Below are 22,079 nucleotides of genomic sequence, written 5' to 3'. Positions count from 1 at the left end.
TCAACTGTTTGCTACCAACTGTCAACTGAATTAAGCAGCAACAGCAGGTACTTTTAATAAACTCTTCAGAAAATCAGCAGTTTTCTCTACGCCATCCAAGTCTAGTCTTACCGGATTTGGCGTTTCCATCAGACATTGAACAATCTTTTTAGCAAAATCTTTTGGTTCTAAATCTGCGGGATGAATCACGTTTAAAATTCCCAAATCTTCCAACTTTTGGCTGCGGATAGTTTGTTCTAAGTCGCCATTCCCCACAAATGGCAGCATCATCGATCGCACCCCAGTTGTCAAAATATTCATGGTAGTGTTGTAGCCTCCCATACTAATAGACAGATCGGCTTTTTCCATGTATGTCAGCAGATTTGGTGTATATCGCTGAATGTTAATGTTCGGCTGAGTTGATGCCAAAAGCTGCATTTGAGCAAACTTTACTTCTGGGAAAAACGGCCCCGTAAATATCTGGATTTGATGTGGAATAAGGAACTCTAAAATTGAAGCTGCTTCTACCAAAGAATCTAGCAGTTCGTGTCCGAATCTACCGCCACCGATACTCGCCAAAATTAGCGGTTTTTCACTCTCAAGCGCGGCCTTATCTTCATCGTTAAGTACGAGATTTTCGGGTGAAGACTGCACCACGTATCCGGTGTAATGAACCGGGCAGTTTAAATCTCTAATTCTGGAGAAGCTTTCTTCCAATGGTTGAAATTGCCGATCGCCATGAATCAATAATAGATCGAAGTATTGATTCATCAGTTTGCAGATTTTTTCCTCGTGTCTTTCCCGATCTTGTTTGGTGACAACAATATCCCGTAAACTGCAAACTACTTTTGTCTTTCTCCCTTGGGCTTTGACTCGATCTAAAAGTGGAACAAGCTCAAAAGAAAAACGCCTCCTTCCAAACGGAAATAATTCGATCGTTAACACATCTGGCTGGAAGGAATTGAAAATGTCTAGTAGTTGCTCCTTTCTGAATTCTTGAACTTCCTCCAGACTACGGGAATCATCAACAACTGAGAGATTTTGAAATTCTGCATCGGTTTCGATTGCAGGTAAATTCACAACTTTAACTCCAGGGGGAACTTCAAAACCTGCGATCGCTTTTCCGCCATTGACAAAGCAAATTTCAAAGTCTGCAACTAAGCCCCGCACAATTTCCATACTGCGGACTAAATGCCCGATTCCTAAAATGTGCTGGCAATAAAACATTAATTTTTTCATCCGACTTTTACCTCCTCTTTTTGAGTGATTTCTGTTGTTAATTCTTGGCTGACTATTTCAGTTGAGTGCAGCATTCGATCGAACAATTCGCGGATTTCACCGACGTTTCGTTCGAGGGAAAACTGCTGCAAAACCCGTTCCCTTCCTGCTTTGCCAAACTGCTCTCCCAATTCAGGTTGAGCTAGCAATTTTCCTAAAGCTGCTGCTATAGCTGGCGTATCTTTTTCAGGAATCAGAAAGCCATTTTTGTCGCTTTCTACCAATTCACCAATGCCGGAAATATCGGTAGAAATCACAGGAATTTCCATTGCCATTGCTTCTAATAAAACATTGGGAATTCCATCGCGATCGCCATTTTCCATGACTTGACAAGGGAGTACAAATATGCTGGCTCTCTGATACACCTTGACCAATTCATCCTGAGTCATTTTCCCGGCGAGAGAAACCACATCGGCTACATCTAACTCGGCAATTAGTTGTGTGAGTTCCCCTTCCAAAGGCCCGTAACCCACGATGTCGCACTGGAATTTATGCCCTTGCTGTTTCAACTGCTGGCAAGCTTGGATTAAATAGGGAAACCCTTTTTTTTCGCAATATCTACCGACACTCAAAATTAAGGGAGTTTCGGTTTTGTGCTTGACAACGGTTGATGTGAAACGGGTTAAATCGATGCCGTGATAGGATAAGTAAATCGGCGTGCTGCTAGTCGAGAGCGATCGCAAATACCGGTGATTGAACCCCGTACAGGTGAGTACAAACTCGGCATTGCTAATTCTGCGATCGAGCACTTCCTTTTCGGTTAAGTAAATATCCTTAGCGTGAGCAAAGATATTATAGGAAATATCCCCAAAAATCTGGGCTATTTCGGTTGTTGCTGTCGGCACATTGGCAAAGTGAGCTTGCAGGTGAGAAATCCCTAAATTTCCCATGGTTGCCGCCAAATATCCCGCTTGCAAAAATTCATTCAAACGCTTTTTTTCGGGACGTTGTAAGTGAAATTGCAGTGCTTGCAGATATTTATTGGGACTTTGGAATAACAGTTGTAGATGAGCTTTTAGTAAGCTGATTAAATCTGGAAAATTGAAGTCTGGTAGTAGTGTCGGAATGTAAGTAAGGTAGGCTTTCACTTGGTCAACATCAGGATGATTTTTTTCATCTGTTGGTTTTCGGAGGGAAAACAAATGCAAAGATACTCCTTGACGTTCTAATTCCAGAATTTCATTCAATATGAATGTTTCTGAAAGTTTCGGATAAGTTTTGAGCAGATAGCCGACGGTTTTGCGATTTTTAAACATATATATCAGTTGAAAGTTGATAGTTGGTAGGGGCGGTGCCCCCGTGCCCGCCCTCTTTAATTGACTGCGTTAAATACCCCATTTATAATTAACCGCAGAGGGCGCAGAGAGTACATAGAAAGGGGAGATTTTTTACTTCAAACTATTTTTTTACTTGGCTTTATTGAACTGTGACAATTGCCTTGAGTGGTGAAAAATTGAAGTTAATTGAATCAACTGGATTGGATAATAAGTGAGAAATATAGTGAGAAATTCTGGGTAATCCACCTAAATCCAAACCAGGGGCAAGGGCGCAAGAATGCGTCTTGTTTAATTTAATTGATAGCAAATTCATCAAATTTACTGGAGTAACTTCGTCAGGGTGAATCATCGCCAGTAAACCTAATTTTGACATCTTTTCAGCTCGCATCAACTGTTCGCTGGCTGGTTTGATTCTGGGAACTGCGATGGTTCTTTTGCCCAAGGAAAGAACTTCCGTAATTGTGTTATACCCACTCATACAAACGGCTACATCCGCTGCATCTATATAACTCATCAAATCATCGGTGAATTCCAAGATTTTAACCTTCGGATTCAACGCAGCTTTTTGATGAAGCTGTTCTCGTTGCTGAGCTGGCATTTCCGAACCGCAAATAATGACGCTGCGGAAAGCTGCTGCTTGCTGTTGCGCGACTCCGGTTAAGTAAGTGTCAACTAATTGATAGCCATCTTCGCCACCACCCGGTGTGACTAACACTAACTGTTCGGATTCTTTAACCTGCAATTCTTGCCGTCTAATTTCTCGGCTTTTCAACCCCGGTTCTTTGCGAAGATACCCGCAATATCGGACTTTTTGGGCAACTGCTTGCGGAAATTGATACTCGCGACAAATATCAAAGACTTCCGGCATTCCGACTACCAAAATTTGGTCGTAAAACTTTTCTACTGCTTCATAAAAACCATGTTCTTTCCACTCGCTAACAGTCTTTTCGGGACTGTCCAAAATATCGCGTAGCAACAATAATAGTTTGGTTTGTGGCAACTGTTTTTTCAGGAACTTGAGAGTAGTTAGCAGCTCATTTTTGATGCCGTAGGGTTTTTTATCGACTAAGATGGCATCGGGTTTAAAATTTATGGCTGCCATCAAAATCAAATCCGATCGCAGTTTGACAGTTTCAGCAATCTCTGTATTCAAGTATTTGACTGATATTTCGCCACTTTCACCCCGATTCAAACAGGGAATTTTGATGTAGTCAAGTCTCGGCGGTAGTCTAAAACTTTGCAACATCGGCGAACCGGATACTACCAAAATTGATAGGTCAGTAATCGTACTCAGTAAATGTTCGCAAATAGTCAGCATTCTGCGGATGTTACCGAGACCAAATGCGTCGTGGGAGTAAACCATTAGTCTCATAATCAATGTGCCTCGATAAGTTAAGTGAATGCACGTAGATACTGTGAACTAGAGCTTTTATAGGGCATAGGGCATAGGGCATAGGGCATGGTTTATTTTTCAGCCTCTAGCTTTTACCTTTTATGTTTTGCCTTTTAAGCTACTGGAACTTTCAAGGAATTATCAGAAATAGTATAATTTTGGGGATTTGACAATATCGGTTTCGGTATTCCTACGCTGTTGCTGCAACGGCCGATCCCGATATAGTAAAATCCTGCTGCTACTATTGTTTTTGGATCGAGAAAGTTACGACCGTCAATGATGATGGGAGTTGTCATTTTGCTGGCAATTTGAAGATAGTCTAGTTCGCGGAACTGTTGCCATTCCGTGACTAATACCAGGGCATCGCAATTGTGGGCGAGTTGTTCTATATCTCCTGTTATCGTGACTTCAGATGAATTTAAATGAGGGTTGCCTGGAGAGATAATTGGATCGTATGCTTTGACTTTTGCACCCAAACGAGAGAGTTGTGCGATCAAATCTAAAGCTGGAGCATCTCGTAAGTCGTCGGTATCTGGTTTAAAGGTTAAGCCTAATAGTCCGATGGTTTTGCCTTTGAGAATTTTCAGGACTTGCTGAAGTTTTTCGAGGACGATTAATCGCTGATTTTGGTTGGTTTTGATAGCCGATTTGAGCAGTTGGGCGTCGTAGCCGTAGTCATTGGCGGTGTGAACTAAAGCTGAGACATCTTTGGGAAAACAGGAACCGCCCCAACCGATTCCGGCTTGCAAGAATTTGTTGCCAATTCGCGAGTCTAAACCGATTCCTTTGGCAACTTGAGTCACGTCTGCGCCGACTCGATCGCAAATATTGGCAACTTCATTAATAAAGCTAATTTTAGTTGCTAGAAATGCGTTGGCCGCGTATTTAATCATTTCTGCTGAACTGAGATCCGTAACAACAACCGGAATCGCAGGTAAAGACGGATCGGCGGCAAATTTGCGATCGACTATGGGAGCATAAAGTTGTTGCATTAGCTCGATCGCCTTTTGGCTGTTGCTACCTAGAACAATGCGATCGGGATTGAATGTATCGTAAACCGCCGAACCTTCTCGCAAGAATTCTGGGTTGCTGACGACATCGAAACCTAGGATTTCTTCCTGACGTTCGAGAACTCCATCAATTACAATTCTGCGTACCCAATCTCCCGAACCAATTGGTACTGTAGATTTATTGACAATCACTTTATAACTGCCGTTGAGGTGATTTCCGATACCTCTAGCGACTGCTTCCACGTAGCGGGTGTCGCTTTCTCCTGTGGGCAAAGCTGGAGTACCGACTGCAATGAACAAAATCTCGCCGTGAGCGACTCCAGCAGCTAGATCTGAGGTGAATTCCAGCAATCCACTTTCGATCGCGGAGTGCATGATTTCGGTCAACCCAGGTTCAAAAATGGGGGATTGTCCCGACTGCATTAACTCTACTTTGGCGCTATTGTTGTCTACGCAAAGTACCTGATGTCCGATTTGTGCCAGACAAACTCCGGTTACTAAGCCAACATATCCTGTACCGATAACGCAAACACGCATAAAGTAAGTTCTCCAATTTAGGATTGATCGGACGACATTGTGGGATTGAGGGCGATCGCCCTGAAGTCTCATCAAGTTTTACGGCCGCTGTCTCAACATAATTTCGCATTTCTTTATGAAATCTTCATGAAGCTTTGATGAGAAAACTCTCACACAACTGCGGGAATTTACGGAGGAAGCAGAACAGAAATCGACAAAAATCCCCCTCACTGAGGGGGATCGGGCAAAAGTTGCCTCAGTAATTGAGCAACAAAAGCTACATTACTGAAAAATAGATATTTATCAGAAGAATGGGTTTAAAACCCCGTCTTTTAAGACGGCTTTGCATTTAATCTTTTTCTGTGTTACCATAGTATTAGTAGTTTGGTAAGCAAAATGCTAAAAGCCTTCAAGTACAGAATATATCCGACCAGTGAGCAATCCATTTTGCTTGCGAAGTCGTTTGGCTGTGCCAGATGGTTTTACAACTACGCGCTCAATCTAACGTCTGAAACCTATAAGCAAACAGGGAAAGGATTAAGTAGAAATGAAATAATCAATCTTCTACCTTCTCTTAAGAAAGAGTACGAATGGCTGACAGAAGTACCATCACAAACCCTACAGCAAGCAGCCTTAAATCTTTCTAGTGCTTTCCTTAACTTTTTTGAAGGTAGGGCTAAATATCCTAACTTTAAGAAAAAGCGGAATAGACAATCTATTAGATTTCCTCAAGCCTGTAAATTAAAAGACGATACATTGAGATTGCCTAAAATTGGTGATGTTCATTGTCAAGTCTCAAGGCAACCAGAAGGGACTCTAAAATCTGTCACGGTTTCAGTTAATCCATCGGGGGAATATTTGGCAGCCTGCCTCTATGATGATGGTAAAGATTTACCTGAAAAATCATCATCAGGAAAGGCGATTGGGATAGACGTTGGTTTAACCCATTACGCTATTACATCTGATGGAACCAAGCATGGGAATCCTAAATATTATCGAAAATATGAAAAGAAGTTAGCAAAGAGACAAAAGCAACTAAGCCGCAAGCTTAAAGGTTCTAATAACCGTCATAAAGCTAGGATTAAAGTTGCCAAGGTTCACGCTAAAATTGTCCGATGTCGCGAAGATTTCCTGCACAAACTAAGTCGTAAATTAGTTGATGAAAACCAAATTATAGTTGTAGAGAATCTAGCAGTTATCAACCTGGTAAAAAACCACAAACTAGCTCTTTCAATTAGTGATGCTGGTTGGGGACAATTTTGTACCATGCTGAAATACAAGTCGGAATGGGAAGGAAAAATTTACATTGAAGTAGATAGATTCTATCCCAGTTCCAAAACCTGTAACAATTGCTTAAATCGGGTAGATAATTTAAGTTTGGATATTCGTAGTTGGCAATGTCTTAAATGTGGAGAAAACCACGATAGAGACATTAACGCTGCTAAGAATATTCGGGATGAAGGTTTACGAATTTTGGCGGTAGGGCATACCGTTACTGCTTCAGGAGGGAGAGTAAGACCGAGTAAAGGCACTGCTTTTACAAGGCATCTCCCTGTGAATGAAGAATCCTAGCCGTTTACGGCGGGGAGTGTCAAAAACTTTGCAACAACTTGTTAATTAGCCCGGAGACAAACAAGGTGCTTTTTCATGCAAATGCGATCGCACCCGCAACAGCAAATCGCTGAAGCTAAACGGCTTGGTGACGCACTCGCTAGCACCAGATTCGAGTGCCGAAAGCAGTTCTTGCCGATCGGTGCGGGCTGTAACCACAATAATCGGGCGCTGTTCTCCCCGGTGGCGCAGTTCCCGGAGTACGGTCATACCGTCGATCGCGGGCAATCCCAAATCCAGCAGCAACAAATCAAATTCGGTTTCTTTCGCCATCGACAAAGCTTGCGGGCCGTTTTGGGCGATCGCAGTAGCAAATCCTTGTTTTTTGAAGCCTTTCTCCATAAAAGCAGCGATTTTCACTTCATCTTCAGCAATTAAAATGCGATACATAATTTTGTATTAAATGACAACTTACCTATAACCCTTAAATTATGACAAATTCTAATGAGACGAGCGTTAAATCATTGTGAGAATTTTCTCACGTTCGCAATCGATAACCCATGCCGCGAACTGTTTCAATCAAATCGGAACCCAATTTCTTCCGCAAATAGCCGACATAAACATCCACAATATTAGAACCGGGATCGTAATCGTAACCCCAAACTCGATCTAACAGTTGTTCGCGACTCATCACTTGTCCGGGATGGCGCAAAAACGTTTCTGCGAGGGTAAATTCTCGCGCGGGCAACTCAACAGTCCGATCGCCCACTTTCACTTTCCGAGTCCGCAAATCAAGGGTTATGTTGCCAATTTTCAGTACCCTTTCATCGGAATTATGGCGATCGTCCCGGCGGCGCAACCGGACGCGCAACCGCACCAACAATTCTTCAAAACGGAAAGGTTTAGTTAAATAATCGTCAGCACCTCCCTCAAATCCCGCTACCTTGGTTTGGATGTCGTCGCGACCGCTCAAGATAATAATCGGTAACGCTTCTCCCTGACCGCGCAATTCCTCCAGAATCTGCAATCCGTCTTTCCCCGGCAGCCCCAAATCGAGAATCATTAAATCAAACTCGCCATCTCTAGCCATTAGTAAAGCTTCCCCAGCGTCAGCAGCAACGGCAGTGATAAAACCGTGCGATCGCAGCCCTTTTTCGATGAAAGCAGCGATTCTGGGTTCGTCTTCAGCAATTAGAATTCTGCTCATTTTAGTTTAAAAGCGATGATTAGATAAATCGGTAATAGGGAATAGGTAATGGGGAATAGGTAATGGGGAATAGGTAATGGGGAATTGGTAATTGGGAATTGGTAATTGGTAATTGGTAATGGGGAATTGTCAACTACTAACGAAGAGGGCGGGCCCGCACCATCCACCGCCCCTACGTGTTAACTACCAACTACCAACTGTCAACTGTCAACTGTCAACTGTCAACTGCTTTTTACCTTCAAACGGCTCGATCGGCATAATGAGAGCGAAAGTCGAACCGGTTCCCAATTGACTGCTAACAGACACTTTCCCCCCGTGAGCTTCGGCGATCGCCCTGACAATCGACAAACCCAAACCGGCGCCCTCGGAACGGCGGCGGCTGTTTGCAGCCCTAGCAAATCTTTCAAAAATTCGCTGTTGGTCGATCGGCGCAATACCTTCTCCAGTATCGCGCACCCAAAATCGGACATGGCTGCCGGTAACAGCAGATCCGATCGCGATCGCATCCTCAGACTCAGTATGCTGCACCGCATTTTGAGCCAAATTCATCACAGCTTGAGTAATGCGTTGGCGATCGGCAACAATTCGGCTTTTTCCCGCAGCATCCAACTCCCAATTCCGATTTCCGAGAGCTTTTGCCTTTGCAAAAAGTTCCTCAGTCAGCGCCCCAACATCCACAGTTTCTAGCTGCAAAAAATCCGGTTGTTCTACCTTGGCCAGCACCACTAAATCGTCCACAAAGCGGCTCATGCGATCGAGTTCATCCATCACCAAATCCATAGTTTCGGCTTGTTCCTCAGGATCGTCACCCATCAACTCCAAATGCCCGCGGACGATCGTAATCGGAGTGCGGAGTTCGTGTCCCGCATCGTTGATAAAATTGCGCTGAGTGGCAAAAGCTTCCTCCAACCGATCCATCATTTCATTAAAAGTAGTAGCCAGTTCGGCAATTTCCCCTTGCCCTCGAACAACCAGGCGCTGGCTTAAATCCGACTCTTCGATCGCCCGGGCAGTTGCTGTCAGCGCGCGGAGGGGAGCCAGCAATTTTCCAGCCGCTATCCAAGCCGGCAAGATAACTAAAATCAGGACAACCAAAGTTACCTCAATCACAACTTTAAAAGCTTCCAGCGCTTCTTGGCGTTCGCCCCCGGTCATGTGAGCTACAACAAATACTCCCAGAGTCTTGCCTTCAATTTTAACTGGTTCGGCAGCGTAGAGAATGCTGCCTATTTTACTGTCTGAGACTTGCTGTTCGCCGCGCTCGGGCTGGCTCAGTTTTGCCCAAGTTTCCACCAATTCCGAATCCGGCTGAAGCTGTTTCGGCAGTGCTTTGGAACTGGATTTATAAAATTTACCTTCTACAATCGCGAGGAGAAATGTATCATCTTCGGTGATTTGCCGGGACAGGTGAATATCGAAAAATGCAGACAATTCTTGAGGGGGAAAATAGGTTTTGAGAACACCATATTTTTTTGTCAGTCGCTGTCCTACAGCCTGATTCTTAGCGTTAAACTCGGCAGCGAACTTTTCATTAAATACTGTTATTTCTTCATTCAACTCCTCTTTTACCCGCCCATCTACCAGTGCAAACAAGCGCTGGCGAATTGCGGGAATAGATAGAGACAGAAACAATGCGATTAGCAAAATGTACCAGATGAGAATGCGGGTGCGCGCTTCGCCAAAAAAGCGCTCCCAGCGGCGGGTAAATCTTGTTTGTGTGGGGAAATTGCGATCGCGGTTCATGGCAAATCTGGCTGATGGTTCGTCGATCGATCTGAGACCTAGCGATCGACATTACATCAAGTTATAGGATCTGGCAAACCTAATTTTCGCAGGTAAATGAGATTTTTTAGCTCGGGACTTACCAGAAAGAATTGGTTGAAAGCCCGCCCGCCCGGGAGAAATTAAAATCAGACTATTCATTACTCCAATCCTCGGACTTCTGGGTAGAGGTAGCTCCTACCTCGATATTTCGGTCTAAAAAGTAGTTCGCAATGCGATCTAAATCTCGACTAGCGGAGGGCGCAATGATGAAACGGCTCATTTTTGTTTCTCTTTCGCTTGCTGAAATCGCTCCAGAATTTGATTGACCGCAGTTTAACCGTCTAAGCCCTCCCCGCGATCGAGTTCTGCTCTTGCAACATCTACCTTTGCACGAGTTTCCTCAATCCACTGGCTATATTCATCACTCAACTTTTCAAGTAACCGAAAAGCAACATCAACCACCTCTCCTGCATCCGTATACTTCCCAGCGGCAATTTGTGTTTGAATGAAGTGTTGATGCTCTGGCTTAAGTAAAATTTCCATAGGATCTATCTCGTTATACAAATGGGTTAATTAGACATTAAGGTAGCGATCGACATGACATTGAGTATCTATTAAGTATAGCAACCGCCAAGGTGATTTTGAAGTCGCTGTCAGCCATTGATTTTGTGACTCCGATTATCGGAATTATTTAACCGCAGAGAACGCAGAGAACACAGAGTAAGAGAATGGAGAGGGATGAAGACTAGATTTGAGATGAAGCGAAGCAATAGCAGAGGTTAAGCGATTGCTTCGTTTCACTCGCAATGACAAACTAGGTTAGAATTGTCCGTCTACTGCTGACACGCAGCGTTCGCAAATTGCCGGGTGTTCGATCGACTCTCCGACGTGAGTCGAGTAGTTCCAGCAGCGATCGCACTTGTGGCCGTCTGCTTTGACTACACCAATCGCTAACTCTGGAGATTGGTAACTGTACGGCAATTCCTGCATCACTGCATTGGATTCTATCAGTTCCACTTCTGAAGTAATGAACAAGTAGCGCAGTTCGTCTACACCGTTGCTAGCACTTGCAGAATGGTGGTGTACGGCTTTTTCGGCAGGAGTTTCTGCTTTGGGGGCGATCGCACTTAATTCTGCTGTCGGGATTTGGGGTGTTTCTGCTAACGCTTGTTCGACTGGGGCTGTTTCTATTGGTACAAGGGCTGTTTCTACTGGCAGTGAAAGGACGATCGCCTCTGTTTCTACAAGCATCAATGCCTTTGATTTTCCAAGCACGTCTGCTGTCAGCGAATCAATTGTTTGTGCCATTTCTTGGCGGCTTTGGGCAAACAGCAAGTGACGGAAAGCAAACCACATTGTAAACAAGATACCGATGACTTCAAACAATCCGCCCAACAGCGGAATCTGATTCATCGTATCCAAAACTGCTAGGGTTACTCTTGCAGTTATCGCCACAGAAGCTAACAACCCAAGTGTTACCAGCACTTTTTGGTATTCTGTGAAAAAGTTGCCAGCATAGTTAGGCAAATCCGCCACAAACTGGGCGCTTTTATCTAACATTTCCTGCAAATCTAAAGCCGATGCTTCTGGGGCAGAATACTCTACTATTTCAGAAGCTGCATCGCCCTGGGCGACAGTTTCTTCTTCAACATGAACTGTCTTTTCTGTCAAGACTTTGGCAACACTTGCTGCTTGTGCTTCTTGTTTGTCTTGTACTGCTTTGGCTTTCTCTTCTTCTGCTAGTTGGATGGCTGCGTTTTGCGATCGCACGTAATCCATCAATTCTTCGCTGCTGGGATTCAAAGCTTGCAATTGCTCTCTTTTGGCCGCATCGGGAACGTACAATAAAACCTTAGCTTCCAAGGAAGAACCGATCGCCTTTTCAGTCCTCGCCTGTTCCAAAACCTTGTTAACTTCGCCGCGTACTTGTCGCAAATACTGCCAGCGAGTCGCCAATTCTGGATTGTGCCATGCAGGATCGAGTTTCACCCAACCAGCTTCAAATACTGATTTGTAAGGAGTTGGATAGGGAAGATACTGCCAAATATCTTCAGCCATGTGACACAACACAGGTGCGATCGCCCGTGCTAAATTCTCGACTGCGATCGCAATTACTGTCTGACAACTGCGGCGCCGCTGCGAATCTGTCGCGCTGATGTAAAGTCGATCTTTGGCAACATCTAAGTAGAAATTAGACAAATCCACGGTACAGAAATTCTGCACTGTTTGGAAGAATCGCGAAAATTGGAAACTTTCAAAAGCTTCTTGAACTTCCGCAAAAACTTCGCCCATTCTGTGCAGCATATAGCGATCGAGTTCCGGCAAATCCTCGAAAGCCACGGCATCTTTTGCCGGATCGAAGTCGTGCAAGTTCCCCAGCAAAAACTTCGCTGTATTCCGAATCTTGCGGTAAACATCCGATTGTTGTTTGAGGATGTTTTTGCCTAAGGGCACGTCGGCGGAGTAGTCTACCGAAGACACCCACAATCGCAAAACATCGGCGCCGTATTCCTTGATGACTAACGCCGGATCGACGACATTGCCTTCAGATTTGCTCATCTTGCGGCCTTTTTCATCCAGCACAAAACCGTGAGTCAAAACTGTTTTGTAAGGAGCGACGCCGTTAGTTGCTACACTGGTGAGCAAGCTCGATTGAAACCAACCGCGGTGTTGGTCTGAACCTTCCAAATAGATATCAGCAGGATAGTTTAATTCCGATCGCCCTTTTGCCACAGCAGCCCAGGAAGAACCCGAGTCAAACCAGACATCCATCGTGTCGGTTCCCTTGCGGTAAGTGCGGCCGTTGTTGCGGTAAGATTCCGGCAGCAATTCGGCGATCGACATTTCCCACCAAGCATCGGAACCTTTCTCAGCAAAGATTGCTTGCACGTGGGAGATCGTCTCTTCATTTAACAGAGGTTCGTTGGTTTCTTCGTCGTAAAAGACGGGAATCGGCACGCCCCAAGTCCGCTGGCGAGAAATACACCAATCCGATCGATCGCCTACCATTGCAGTAATCCGATTTTCCCCTTGGGCGGGAATCCAATTCACACCGGAAATTGCCTTTAACGCTTCGTCGCGGAACCCTTCAACGGATGCAAACCACTGTTCAGTCGCCCGAAAAATCGTCGGTTTTTTAGTCCGCCAATCGTAGGGGTAGGAGTGAGGATAAGCTTCTTCTTTAATCAAACAATTTGATTCGCCAAGGGCATCAATGACTGCTTTATTGCCATCTCCGAGGACATTTAAACCTGCGAAGACTCCTGCTTCAGCGGTGAAATTTCCGTTTTCATCTACGGGAGTTAAAACTGGCAAACCGCAGCGTTTTCCGACGATAAAGTCTTCTTGTCCGTGGCCGGGTGCGGTGTGCACCAATCCGGTTCCTGAGTCAGCAGTAATGTAGTCGCCACCGGCAACGATCGGGCTTTCGCGATCGAACAGCGGATGTTTGTAGGTGCAGCCTTCTAATTCTTTGCCTTTGAAAGTCGCAAGTATTTTTAATTCTGTGTTAAAAGTTGCCGACAGTCGATCGACCGCATCAGCAGCAACTAACATAAATTGTTGTGCAATGTGCGAATCTGCCGGCGGTTCCACCACCGCATAAGTCAGTTCGGGATTAACGGCGATCGCCAAGTTAGCCGGAATCGTCCAGGGGGTAGTCGTCCAAATCGCCGCCCAGAGGCTCGGCATATAGCGCTTGAGCTTCGTTTGCAGGGATTTCGACAATTTTCTCACGTGAAAGCCGACGTAGATGCTGCGCGAAACGTGGCCTTCGGGATATTCTAATTCAGCTTCGGCGAGGGCGGTTTTCGAGCTCGGACTCCAGTGCACGGGTTTGAAGCCGCGGAAGATGTAGCCTTTGAGCACCATTTGACCGAAAACGCCGATTTGAGCCGCTTCGTATTCGGGTTTCAGGGTTAAATACGGGTGTTCCCAGTCGCCCCAAACGCCATAGCGCTGAAAGGATGTGCGCTGCTGCGCCATTGTTTCCTGGGCGAAGGTGGCAGCTTTGCGGCGGAGGTCGATCGGAGTAAGATTGAGCCGATCGTCCGATTTCATATTTTGCAACACCTTAAGTTCGATCGGCAATCCGTGACAATCCCAACCGGGCACGTAGCGGACTTTTTTGCCGCGCAACATTTGGTAGCGGTTGATAAAATCCTTGAGGATTTTGTTGAGGGCGTGGCCGATGTGGAGTTGTCCGTTAGCGTAGGGCGGGCCGTCGTGGAGGATGAACAAATCGCCCGGGTTATTCTGGGAGAGGCGATCGTAAATATCTTCATCTGCCCAAAATTGTTGCAATTCTGGTTCGCGTTTGGTAGCGTTGGCGCGCATATCAAACTTGGTTTTGGGCAAATTTACCGTGTCTTTGTAGGATTTTGCTTCCATTGTTCAGAAACGTTTTTTGTACTTAGTTAGTAGTTAGCGGTTAACTGAGAGTTGATATCAAGTCCGATTAAATAATCATAATTAGGTTTGTAGTGAGGACTTCAGTCCTGTTTCGTCCTTGAAGGGCACACAACCAGATATCCTAGTATAAGCGATCGATCGCACATTCGCTCAAAGCAAATCCGTAAGTTACTCTCTCTTCTCTAACTCTGCGCCCTCTGCGGCCTCTGTGGTTAAAAAATCATTCATAAATCCAGGTTACGCTACTGAGTCAGCCAACTGAACATTTGACCAACAGTCAGATTCAGGGATTCAGCAAAAGCGGGGACGGGGATGCGATCGCACTCGGTTGTTCAAACAGCGTTATGGTGCCAACTTCACGCATCATCAGTGTTACGGTTCTGTAATATATCCAGAATGCGTCGATTTTCTGTTTGGAGGCCCCGGATATCTAATTCCATCACCTCCATCCGCTGAAGGCTTTGAGCTAGTACCTAGGTAGCGATTAAATAGACAAAGTGGTACACTTGTAGACAAATCTACCATATACCATCTTGTTCAAACCACAGGAATTCACAAAAAGCTTGGATTGTCAGTAAAGACAATGCTTAGGGGCGAAATATCAACTGTCGGAGGTCGAGCAATGCTTTTATCCATCAAAACAAAGCTAAAGCTAAATAAGAGTCAAGAAACGGTCATGAGTAAGCACGCTGGAATAGCAAGGTTTACTTATAATTGGGGACTGGCTACTTGGAGCGCTCTCTATAAAGATGGATTAAAGCCCAATAAATACCTGCTCAAAAAAATCTTCAACAATCATGTGAAACCTGAGTTTACATGGATAAAAGAGACCGGAATTTGCCAGAAGATAACTCAATATGCTTTTGACAATTTAGGTGATGCTTTTGCTCGTTTCTTCTCTAAAAAGGGTGGATACCCCAATTTCAAAAAAAAAGGCCATCACGACTCTTTTACTATTGACGCTGGTGGCAAGCCGATTCCTGTGGGCGGTACATCCATCAAGCTGCCGACAATCGGCTGGGTAAAAACTCACGAAGGACTACCTCACACAACTTGTAAATCAATCACCATTTCACGCGCTGCCGATAGTTGGTTTATCGCTTTTGCTTGCGAGCAAAGTCACGAGCCAACAGTCAAAAGTCATGAGGTTGTAGGAGTTGATTTGGGAGTAAAAGAGTTGGCTACGCTTTCAACTGGCGTAGTATTTCCGAACCCAAAGCACTATAAAGCGCATCTGGCAAAACTCAAGAGATTATCAAGAGTTCTTGCCAGCAAGGTCAAAGGTTCTGGAAATAGATACAAAGCTAAAGTCCAGTTAGCGAAACATCATGCAAAGATAGCAAACCTCAGGAACAACACTCTGCATCAAATCACTACTTACTTATGCAAAAACCACGCAACAATAGTAGTAGAAGATTTGAATGTCGGTGGGATGCTAAAGAATCACAAACTAGCACAGGTAATAGCTGATTGTGGATTCCATGAATTTAAACGTCAGTTAGAATACAAAGCTAAAAAGTTTGGTTGTGAGATAATCGTTGCTAATCGCTGGTTTCCATCAAGCAAAACCTGTTCAAGTTGTGGACACATCCAAGATATGCCACTAAAAGAAAGAACTTACAACTGTGGAAGTTGTGGTCATTCGATGGACAGGGATTTAAATGCAGCGATTAATTTATCACGGTTGGCTAAACCGTGAAAGCTTACCGAGGGATAACCGCTCCCATGCTCCCGATGAAGTAAGAAGCAAATGTCTAGACTTGTCTAGTTTTTGTATAGCAGTCATCAGTTGAAGCATCCCATCGACATTGCGATTCGTGGCTTCCATATTGCGCTGATGAATTTCCATGTTGCGGTTCATGGTTTCAATATTGCGGTTCATGGTTTCAATATTGCGGTTCATGGTTTCAATATTCCGCTGGTGTACTTCGGTTGTGGAAATTAAAGCACTAACAGCTACTTTAAGATCGATCGTGTCATTTTCTAGGCGATCGACACGATTCGGGAGATTGCTAGATTCAGTCATGAGATCGCATCAATATTGTAGATCTTTTATTTTAGCATTTTTTTAGCTATGTTAGCTAGCGGAGCGATCGCACATATACCTCAACTAGATGAGAATTTTAACCGCAGATATCAGCGGATGAACGCAGATGAACGCAGATGGAATTTCATCTGCATTCATCTGCGGTTAAAAATTAGGTTTTCTGCTTCAACCCAAACCCAAATCAGTTACAGCGCCGACACTGCTAGAAGAAACCAACTTAGCGTATTTAGCCAAAACACCCTTAGTATATCGGGGCTTAGGAGCTTGCCAAAGAGCGCGCCGCCGCTCTAATTCTGCATCATCAACATTGAGCTGCAACAAGCGATTGGTAGCATCGATCGTAATCGAATCGCCCTCATTTACCAGAGCAATTGTGCCGCCAACTTGCGCCTCGGGTGCAACGTGACCGACAACCATGCCGTAGGTTCCGCCGGAAAAGCGGCCGTCAGTAATTAACCCGACAGAATCGCCTAAACCTGCACCAATAATTGCCGAAGTTGGTGCTAGCATTTCGCGCATTCCCGGCCCGCCTTTGGGCCCTTCGTAGCGGATGACAATGATATCTCCGGCTTGAATTTTGCCAGCCAAGATGGCAGCCAAACAGTTTTCTTCGGATTCAAATACCCGCGCTGGGCCGGTGATTTGCGGTTTTTTAACACCTGTAATTTTAGCAACCGATCCTTCTGTTGCCAGATTGCCGCGAAGAATTGCTAAATGTCCTTGGGCGTACATCGGATTGTTCCAAGGCCGAATTACATCTTGATCGGCGCGGGGTTCGCTGGGAATATCTGATAGGGATTCGGCAATTGTTTGACCTGTAATTGTCAGCGCATCTCCGTGGAGCAATCCGCGTTCCAAAAGCATTTTCATTACTTGAGGAATGCCACCGGCTTTGTGCAAGTCGGTTGCTACGTATTTGCCGCTTGGTTTGAGGTCGCACAATACGGGTACTTTGGCTCTAATTGTTTCAAAATCGTCGAGACACAACTCAACGCCGATCGCATTTGAAATAGCCAATAAGTGTAGCACGGCGTTGGTTGAACCGCCGATCGCCATAATGGTGGCGATCGCATTTTCAAAGGCTTTGCGAGTTAAAATTTGGCTGGGTAACAACTGTTTGCGGATTGCTTCTACCACAACTTTTGCAGATTCGGCAGCGCTGTCGGCTTTTTCGGCATCTTCCGCAGCCATTGTCGAAGAATAGGGCAAACTCATTCCCATAGCTTCAAAAGCGCTCGACATCGTATTTGCCGTGAACATTCCGCCGCAGGAACCCGCACCGGGACAAGCTTTTTGTTCTACTGCATTGAGCTCTGTTTCGTCAATTTTGCCCGCGCTGAATTGACCGACTGCTTCAAAAGCGCTCACCACGGTTAAATCGCGACCGTCGTGGTGTCCCGGTTTGATCGTGCCACCGTAGACAAAAATAGCAGGAATGTTCATGCGGGCGATCGCAATCATCGCCCCCGGCATATTCTTGTCGCAACCGCCCACAGCCAGCACGCCGTCCATACTTTGACCGTTGCAAACAGTTTCGATCGAATCTGCAATCACATCTCTCGATACCAGAGAATATTTCATCCCTTCAGTTCCCATCGAGATTCCGTCGCTGATCGTAATCGTACCGAACATCTGCGGCATCGCGCCAGCTTCTTTTGCACCCGCAGTCGCCCGCAGCGCCAGTTCATTCAATCCCATATTGCAGGGCGTAATCGTGCTGTATCCGTTAGCAATCCCCACAATCGGCTTAGTGAAATCGCCATCGCCAAAACCCACGGCGCGCAGCATTGCTCGGTTGGGTGCGCGCTGCACGCCCCCAGTCACGGCTTGGCTTCTTAAATTTTCAGGCATTCTCAAACTTCCTTTGTCTGTTGTTGTGTTGTCTGTTTTTGTTTCGGTTCGGGACGCAAAACCTCTATATTTAGTAGGGTGTGCAGTTTACGCTTTACCGCTGTAATCCGCGCGTCCAACCATTTTTTAGCCTTAGCTCTGTCTTTGCTACTGCCTGTTCGCTCCGCCCAAAAACGGATATAAGCCCCCGACAATCGTCCTGGTGAGCTCTAATTTTAGACCAAAGTTCCAGATCCGGTGATGAATCTGTGAAGTAAACCTATAATCTAAAATCTGAAATCGACTGATTGCCCAGTGCTGAGAGTTTTACGCTATTTTTGATTTTCTCAGAAGCGTTGATATTTGTCAGACCACTTGGGAGTGGAACTCTCCGGGCTTGGAGTATCTGCACAGTATTATCACGACAGCACAGTGCAAAAATTATACCGAGATTACAATTGTGCAGGCACAATACCGTGGCGATCGACAAATTGGATTTTAAAACCCCGTCTTTCTAGGATGGCTTAATTAAACCGTAATATTTACAGAATAGATTCTATAATGCAACACATGACACAGAGAGCATTCAAGTACCGCTTTTACCCAACGTCCGAACAGGAATCCCTGTTGAGGCAGACTGTGGGTGGCCCGCGTCTTGTCTACAATTGTGCCGTCGCCACTACCACAGAGGCTGGGTGCGATCGACAAGAACGAGTAAGGTATGTGGAAACTAATGTAATGCTGGCTCAATCGAAAAAACAAGAAGATTTACGGTTTTTAACGGAAGCTAGCAACGTCCCACTCCAACAGGGATGGCAACACCTCCAAACAGCATTTACCAACTTCTTTGCAGGTCGGGCAAAATACCCGAACTTCAAAAAGCAACAGAATGGTGGCACTGCTGAATATACGAAAGCTACTTTTCGGTTGAAAGATAGCCAAGTATTTTTACCTAAATTTTCCGAGCCATTAAATATTTATGGGATCAGAGAGATTTCTTCCTGTGTTGAACAATCTACTGTTACGGTGAATTTTTCACCACCGGGAAGATGGACTGTTTCTCTGTTGGTGGATGTCGATCTTGAACCATCACCTGCATCTTCTAATCAAATAGAGATCGACTTAGATATTACCAACTTGATTACATTAAGTACAGGTGCAAAATTTGGTAATTCTAAAACTTTTCAAGCTAAGAATCGTAAATTGTGTAGAGTGCAGAAGGCTTTGAATTATCAGCAAAAAGCACCTAACAATAAATATAAAGACAGTTTGAAAGTCGCGGTCAGTACGCGAGAGCGAACGTAAGACCCGATAGAAACACTTCTGAAGGGCAGTTGCTAAAAAGCAGAAAATCTAAGAATTAATTCTTGGAATCCCTGCATCTGATAGTCAGGGAGTATGTCAAGTGGGATGATGTGTGTGGCAAAACCCATCACTCTAACGTTTGAAACAAAAATTGCGAGGCGAATGACATGGAGGCCGATCGAATTCTGAGGCAATATGCGGCCGGAGAAAGAACTTTTCGAGAGATTAACCTCGCGGGAGCCGACTTAAAAGGGGCAAACCTCAGCGAGGCTAATTTTACCCGAGCGAATTTCCAAAACGCAAACCTCAAAGGCGCTAACCTGACGGGAGCGAACTTGCGCGAGGTGAAATTGGGTGGGGTGGACATGACGGAAGCCAACCTCACCGAAGCAAATCTCATCGGTACCGATTTGACCCGCGCCAATCTCAGCGGGGCTAACCTGGTGGGAGCAAACCTCCGCGGCTCAATGGCGAGAGAAGTCAACATGACTAAGGCAAATTTGACGGAAGCAAATTTGACAGAAGCCAACTTTACCGAAGCGAATTTGTTTGCGGCTAACTTAACCGAAGCTAGTATGATTCGCACTAATTTGATGAAGGCCAATTTGAGTTGGTCAACTCTCAAAGCCGTAAACCTGACAAATGCTATCCTCAGCGATTCGCTTTTAGAAAGAGCCAATCTGACTCAGGCAATTCTCAGTGGGGCGATGCTGAGCGGGGCCAACCTGACTGGTGCAGACTTGCGCCAAGTCACGATGGTTGGAGCTAATCTTAGCGAAGCTAATCTGAGCAATGCTAATTTGAGAGTTGCCAATATGAGTTGGTCAACTCTGCGCGGTGCTAACTTGAGCGGTGCTAATTTGTACCGGGCGAAGCTGTGTTGGTCTAATTTGAGCGGGGCTGTTTTGGTGGAAGCGGTTTTGATTGATGCCAATCTCAATCGAACTAACTTCCGCGATGCAGATTTGAGGCGGGCAATTATGCCTGACGGGGCTACTAATGAGTCTTAAGAGTTAACTGTTAACTGTTGACTGTTGACTGTTGACTGTTAACTGTTAACTGTTAACTGTTGACTGTTGACTGTTGACTGTTGACTGTTAACTACTGAACTACTGACTAATATCATGTCCGGTTGAATAGTTATCATACTTTTGTCCGACCATGCCCATGCCCAATTCCCTATGCCCAATGCCCTATGCCCGTACAGGTTTATCCAGCAATTAACCGGACTTGATATAATGAATGTCAGCGAATTATTAATTCTGGGTGCTGCCGGACTGTTTGCCGGTATTCTAGCTGGTTTTTTGGGTATCGGCGGCGGTACGGTGCTGGTGCCGTTGTTGGTGGCTCTCAAGTATGCTCCGGTGCAAGCGGTTGCTACTAGCGGTTTGTCGATCGTAATTACGGCTCTTTCTGGCAGCATCCAGAATTGGCGTATGGGCTATCTCAACTTGAGTCAAGTCGCAGGCATCGGATTTCCCGCCGTCATCACAGCACAAATTGGTGCTTATTTGGCGGGGATATTTCCTCCTTATTTGCTGTTAGTTACTTTTGGGTTGTTGCTGTGGCTGAATATTTATTTGATTGAAGTTCGCAAGCGCCTGACTGCTAAGAAAGCGGAAGAACAAGGGGAAGAATCAGGCTCAATTCCCAGTTCCCAATTTTCAAATAATTCAAATATTTTATTTAATCCAACTTTTGCTAAAATTGCGACTGGCAGTGCTGCCGGTTTATTGGCAGGTTTGTTCGGCGTAGGCGGCGGCGTGATTATGGTTCCCTTGCAAATTTTGCTGTTAGGGGAAAGCATTAAAAAGGCAATTCAAACGAGTTTGGGCGTCATCGTGATTACGGCAATTTCGGCGACGGCGGGACACGCGGCGCGCGGGAATGTTTTGTGGGTTGTGGGGTTGATTCTAGGCGCTGGCGGTTTGTTGGGCGCGCAAATCAGCACCAGGTTTTTACCGAGATTGCCCGATCGCACTATTAGTTTAGCATTTCGATCGCTCTTAGCAATTTTATCAATCTATATTTTCTGGCAAGCTTGGCAAAAGTTTCGTTATTAGTTATTAGTTATTAGTTATTAGTTATTTGCAAGGGTTAGAGAGTCTCCGCTATCAGACTATAAAATTAGTTCGTAGTGAGGACTTTAGTCCTCATAAATCAAGGACTAAAGTCCTCACTACAAACATTTTTTCTTATCGGTAATTGAGCGTATCTGAGATTATTTGCGATCGGTTATTGGCAGCAAAGCCAGAAAACAAGGTAAATAACAAACAACCAACAACCAATAACCAATCACCAATAACTACTGACTAAGTTTCTTGACAGCGCGAGTCAAGCGCAGCAAATAAGGCTTGACAATTTCTTGATAAAGTTTCGTTATTAGTTATTAGTTATTAGTTATTAGTTATTTGCAAGGGTTAGAGAGTCTCCGCTATCAGACTATAAAATTAGTTCGTAGTGAGGACTTTAGTCCTCATAAATCAAGGACTAAAGTCCTCACTACAAACAT

At 45.0% G+C, this 22,079-nt stretch carries 17 protein-coding genes; 5 read left to right on the top strand and 12 right to left on the bottom strand.

From position 1 onward, the window contains the following. Window positions 1–30: 30 nt before the first annotated feature. The 4 genes from QZ918_RS20790 to QZ918_RS20775 form a co-directional block, all read right to left on the bottom strand. A complete protein-coding gene (locus QZ918_RS20790; protein ID WP_293338084.1) occupies window positions 31–1,218 on the bottom strand; it encodes a glycosyltransferase family protein in 1,188 nt (395 codons plus the stop codon). Continuing rightward, window positions 1,215–2,513 carry a glycosyltransferase gene (locus tag QZ918_RS20785; protein WP_293338082.1) on the bottom strand — a complete coding sequence of 433 codons (1,299 nt, stop codon included), beginning with the start codon at window positions 2,511–2,513 and terminating at the stop codon, window positions 1,215–1,217. Before QZ918_RS20785 ends, QZ918_RS20790 begins: the two co-directional genes overlap by 4 nt. Before the next feature lie 160 nt (window positions 2,514–2,673). Beyond that, window positions 2,674–3,906: a glycosyltransferase family protein gene (locus QZ918_RS20780; protein ID WP_293338080.1), complete on the bottom strand. Its 1,233-nt coding sequence runs from the start codon at window positions 3,904–3,906 to the stop codon at window positions 2,674–2,676. A 134-nt stretch (window positions 3,907–4,040) separates the two neighbouring features. Further along, entirely contained in the window at window positions 4,041–5,474 is a 1,434-nt protein-coding gene (locus QZ918_RS20775) for a UDP-glucose dehydrogenase family protein (RefSeq protein ID WP_293338078.1), read from the bottom strand. A gap of 375 nt (window positions 5,475–5,849) precedes the next feature. Between QZ918_RS20775 and tnpB the strand changes: the two genes are divergently transcribed. After that, a complete protein-coding gene (gene tnpB / locus QZ918_RS20770; protein WP_293338076.1) occupies window positions 5,850–7,025 on the top strand; it encodes an IS200/IS605 family element RNA-guided endonuclease TnpB in 1,176 nt (391 codons plus the stop codon). A 45-nt stretch (window positions 7,026–7,070) separates the two neighbouring features. On the opposite strand, the gene QZ918_RS20765 is transcribed toward tnpB, so the two are convergent. The 6 genes from QZ918_RS20765 to ileS form a co-directional block, all read right to left on the bottom strand. Next, the gene (locus QZ918_RS20765) at window positions 7,071–7,454 is read right to left on the bottom strand and encodes a response regulator transcription factor (RefSeq protein WP_293338074.1); all 384 of its coding nucleotides are present in this window, start codon (window positions 7,452–7,454) and stop codon (window positions 7,071–7,073) included. An 88-nt stretch (window positions 7,455–7,542) separates the two neighbouring features. Further along, complete coding sequence (locus QZ918_RS20760) at window positions 7,543–8,211, bottom strand: response regulator transcription factor (RefSeq protein ID WP_293338072.1); 669 nt, start codon at window positions 8,209–8,211, stop codon at window positions 7,543–7,545. 207 nt (window positions 8,212–8,418) lie between these two features. Further along, window positions 8,419–9,954, bottom strand: a complete 1,536-nt coding sequence (locus QZ918_RS20755; protein ID WP_293338070.1) for a sensor histidine kinase — start codon at window positions 9,952–9,954, stop codon at window positions 8,419–8,421. 51 nt (window positions 9,955–10,005) lie between these two features. Next, window positions 10,006–10,134, bottom strand: coding sequence for a hypothetical protein (locus QZ918_RS20750; protein WP_293338068.1), 129 nt, complete (start codon window positions 10,132–10,134; stop codon window positions 10,006–10,008). Window positions 10,135–10,308: 174 nt separating this feature from the next. Further along, window positions 10,309–10,518, bottom strand: coding sequence for a ribbon-helix-helix domain-containing protein (locus tag QZ918_RS20745; protein WP_293338066.1), 210 nt, complete (start codon window positions 10,516–10,518; stop codon window positions 10,309–10,311). 276 nt (window positions 10,519–10,794) lie between these two features. Then, the gene (gene ileS / locus QZ918_RS20740; protein WP_293338064.1) at window positions 10,795–14,364 is read right to left on the bottom strand and encodes an isoleucine--tRNA ligase; all 3,570 of its coding nucleotides are present in this window, start codon (window positions 14,362–14,364) and stop codon (window positions 10,795–10,797) included. A gap of 643 nt (window positions 14,365–15,007) precedes the next feature. Here ileS and QZ918_RS20735 point away from each other — a divergent pair. Then, entirely contained in the window at window positions 15,008–16,084 is a 1,077-nt protein-coding gene (locus tag QZ918_RS20735; RefSeq protein WP_293338062.1) for an RNA-guided endonuclease InsQ/TnpB family protein, read from the top strand. Here QZ918_RS20735 and QZ918_RS20730 read toward each other — a convergent pair. After that, window positions 16,064–16,411 (bottom strand): hypothetical protein, encoded by a 348-nt coding sequence (locus tag QZ918_RS20730; protein ID WP_293338060.1) that lies wholly within the window; start codon window positions 16,409–16,411, stop codon window positions 16,064–16,066. The two genes, QZ918_RS20735 and QZ918_RS20730, sit on opposite strands and share 21 nt — an antisense overlap. Before the next feature lie 186 nt (window positions 16,412–16,597). Continuing rightward, window positions 16,598–18,283, bottom strand: a complete 1,686-nt coding sequence (gene ilvD / locus QZ918_RS20725) for a dihydroxy-acid dehydratase (RefSeq protein ID WP_293338058.1) — start codon at window positions 18,281–18,283, stop codon at window positions 16,598–16,600. Between the two features lie 549 nt (window positions 18,284–18,832). Here ilvD and QZ918_RS20720 point away from each other — a divergent pair. The 3 genes from QZ918_RS20720 (at window position 18,833) to QZ918_RS20710 (ending at window position 21,630) form a co-directional block, all read left to right on the top strand. Continuing rightward, entirely contained in the window at window positions 18,833–19,567 is a 735-nt protein-coding gene (locus QZ918_RS20720; protein WP_293338056.1) for an RNA-guided endonuclease InsQ/TnpB family protein, read from the top strand. Between the two features lie 167 nt (window positions 19,568–19,734). After that, a complete protein-coding gene (locus QZ918_RS20715; protein ID WP_293153212.1) occupies window positions 19,735–20,577 on the top strand; it encodes a pentapeptide repeat-containing protein in 843 nt (280 codons plus the stop codon). 228 nt (window positions 20,578–20,805) lie between these two features. Further along, window positions 20,806–21,630 carry a sulfite exporter TauE/SafE family protein gene (locus QZ918_RS20710; RefSeq protein ID WP_293338106.1) on the top strand — a complete coding sequence of 275 codons (825 nt, stop codon included), beginning with the start codon at window positions 20,806–20,808 and terminating at the stop codon, window positions 21,628–21,630. Window positions 21,631–22,079: the final 449 nt, after the last annotated feature.

Source organism: Microcoleus sp. CAWBG58 (genome assembly GCF_020883045.1).
Classification (GTDB): domain Bacteria; phylum Cyanobacteriota; class Cyanobacteriia; order Cyanobacteriales; family Microcoleaceae; genus Microcoleus.
Note: the sequence above shows the minus strand (reverse complement) of the source record. Positions and strands in the feature narration are given on the sequence as shown.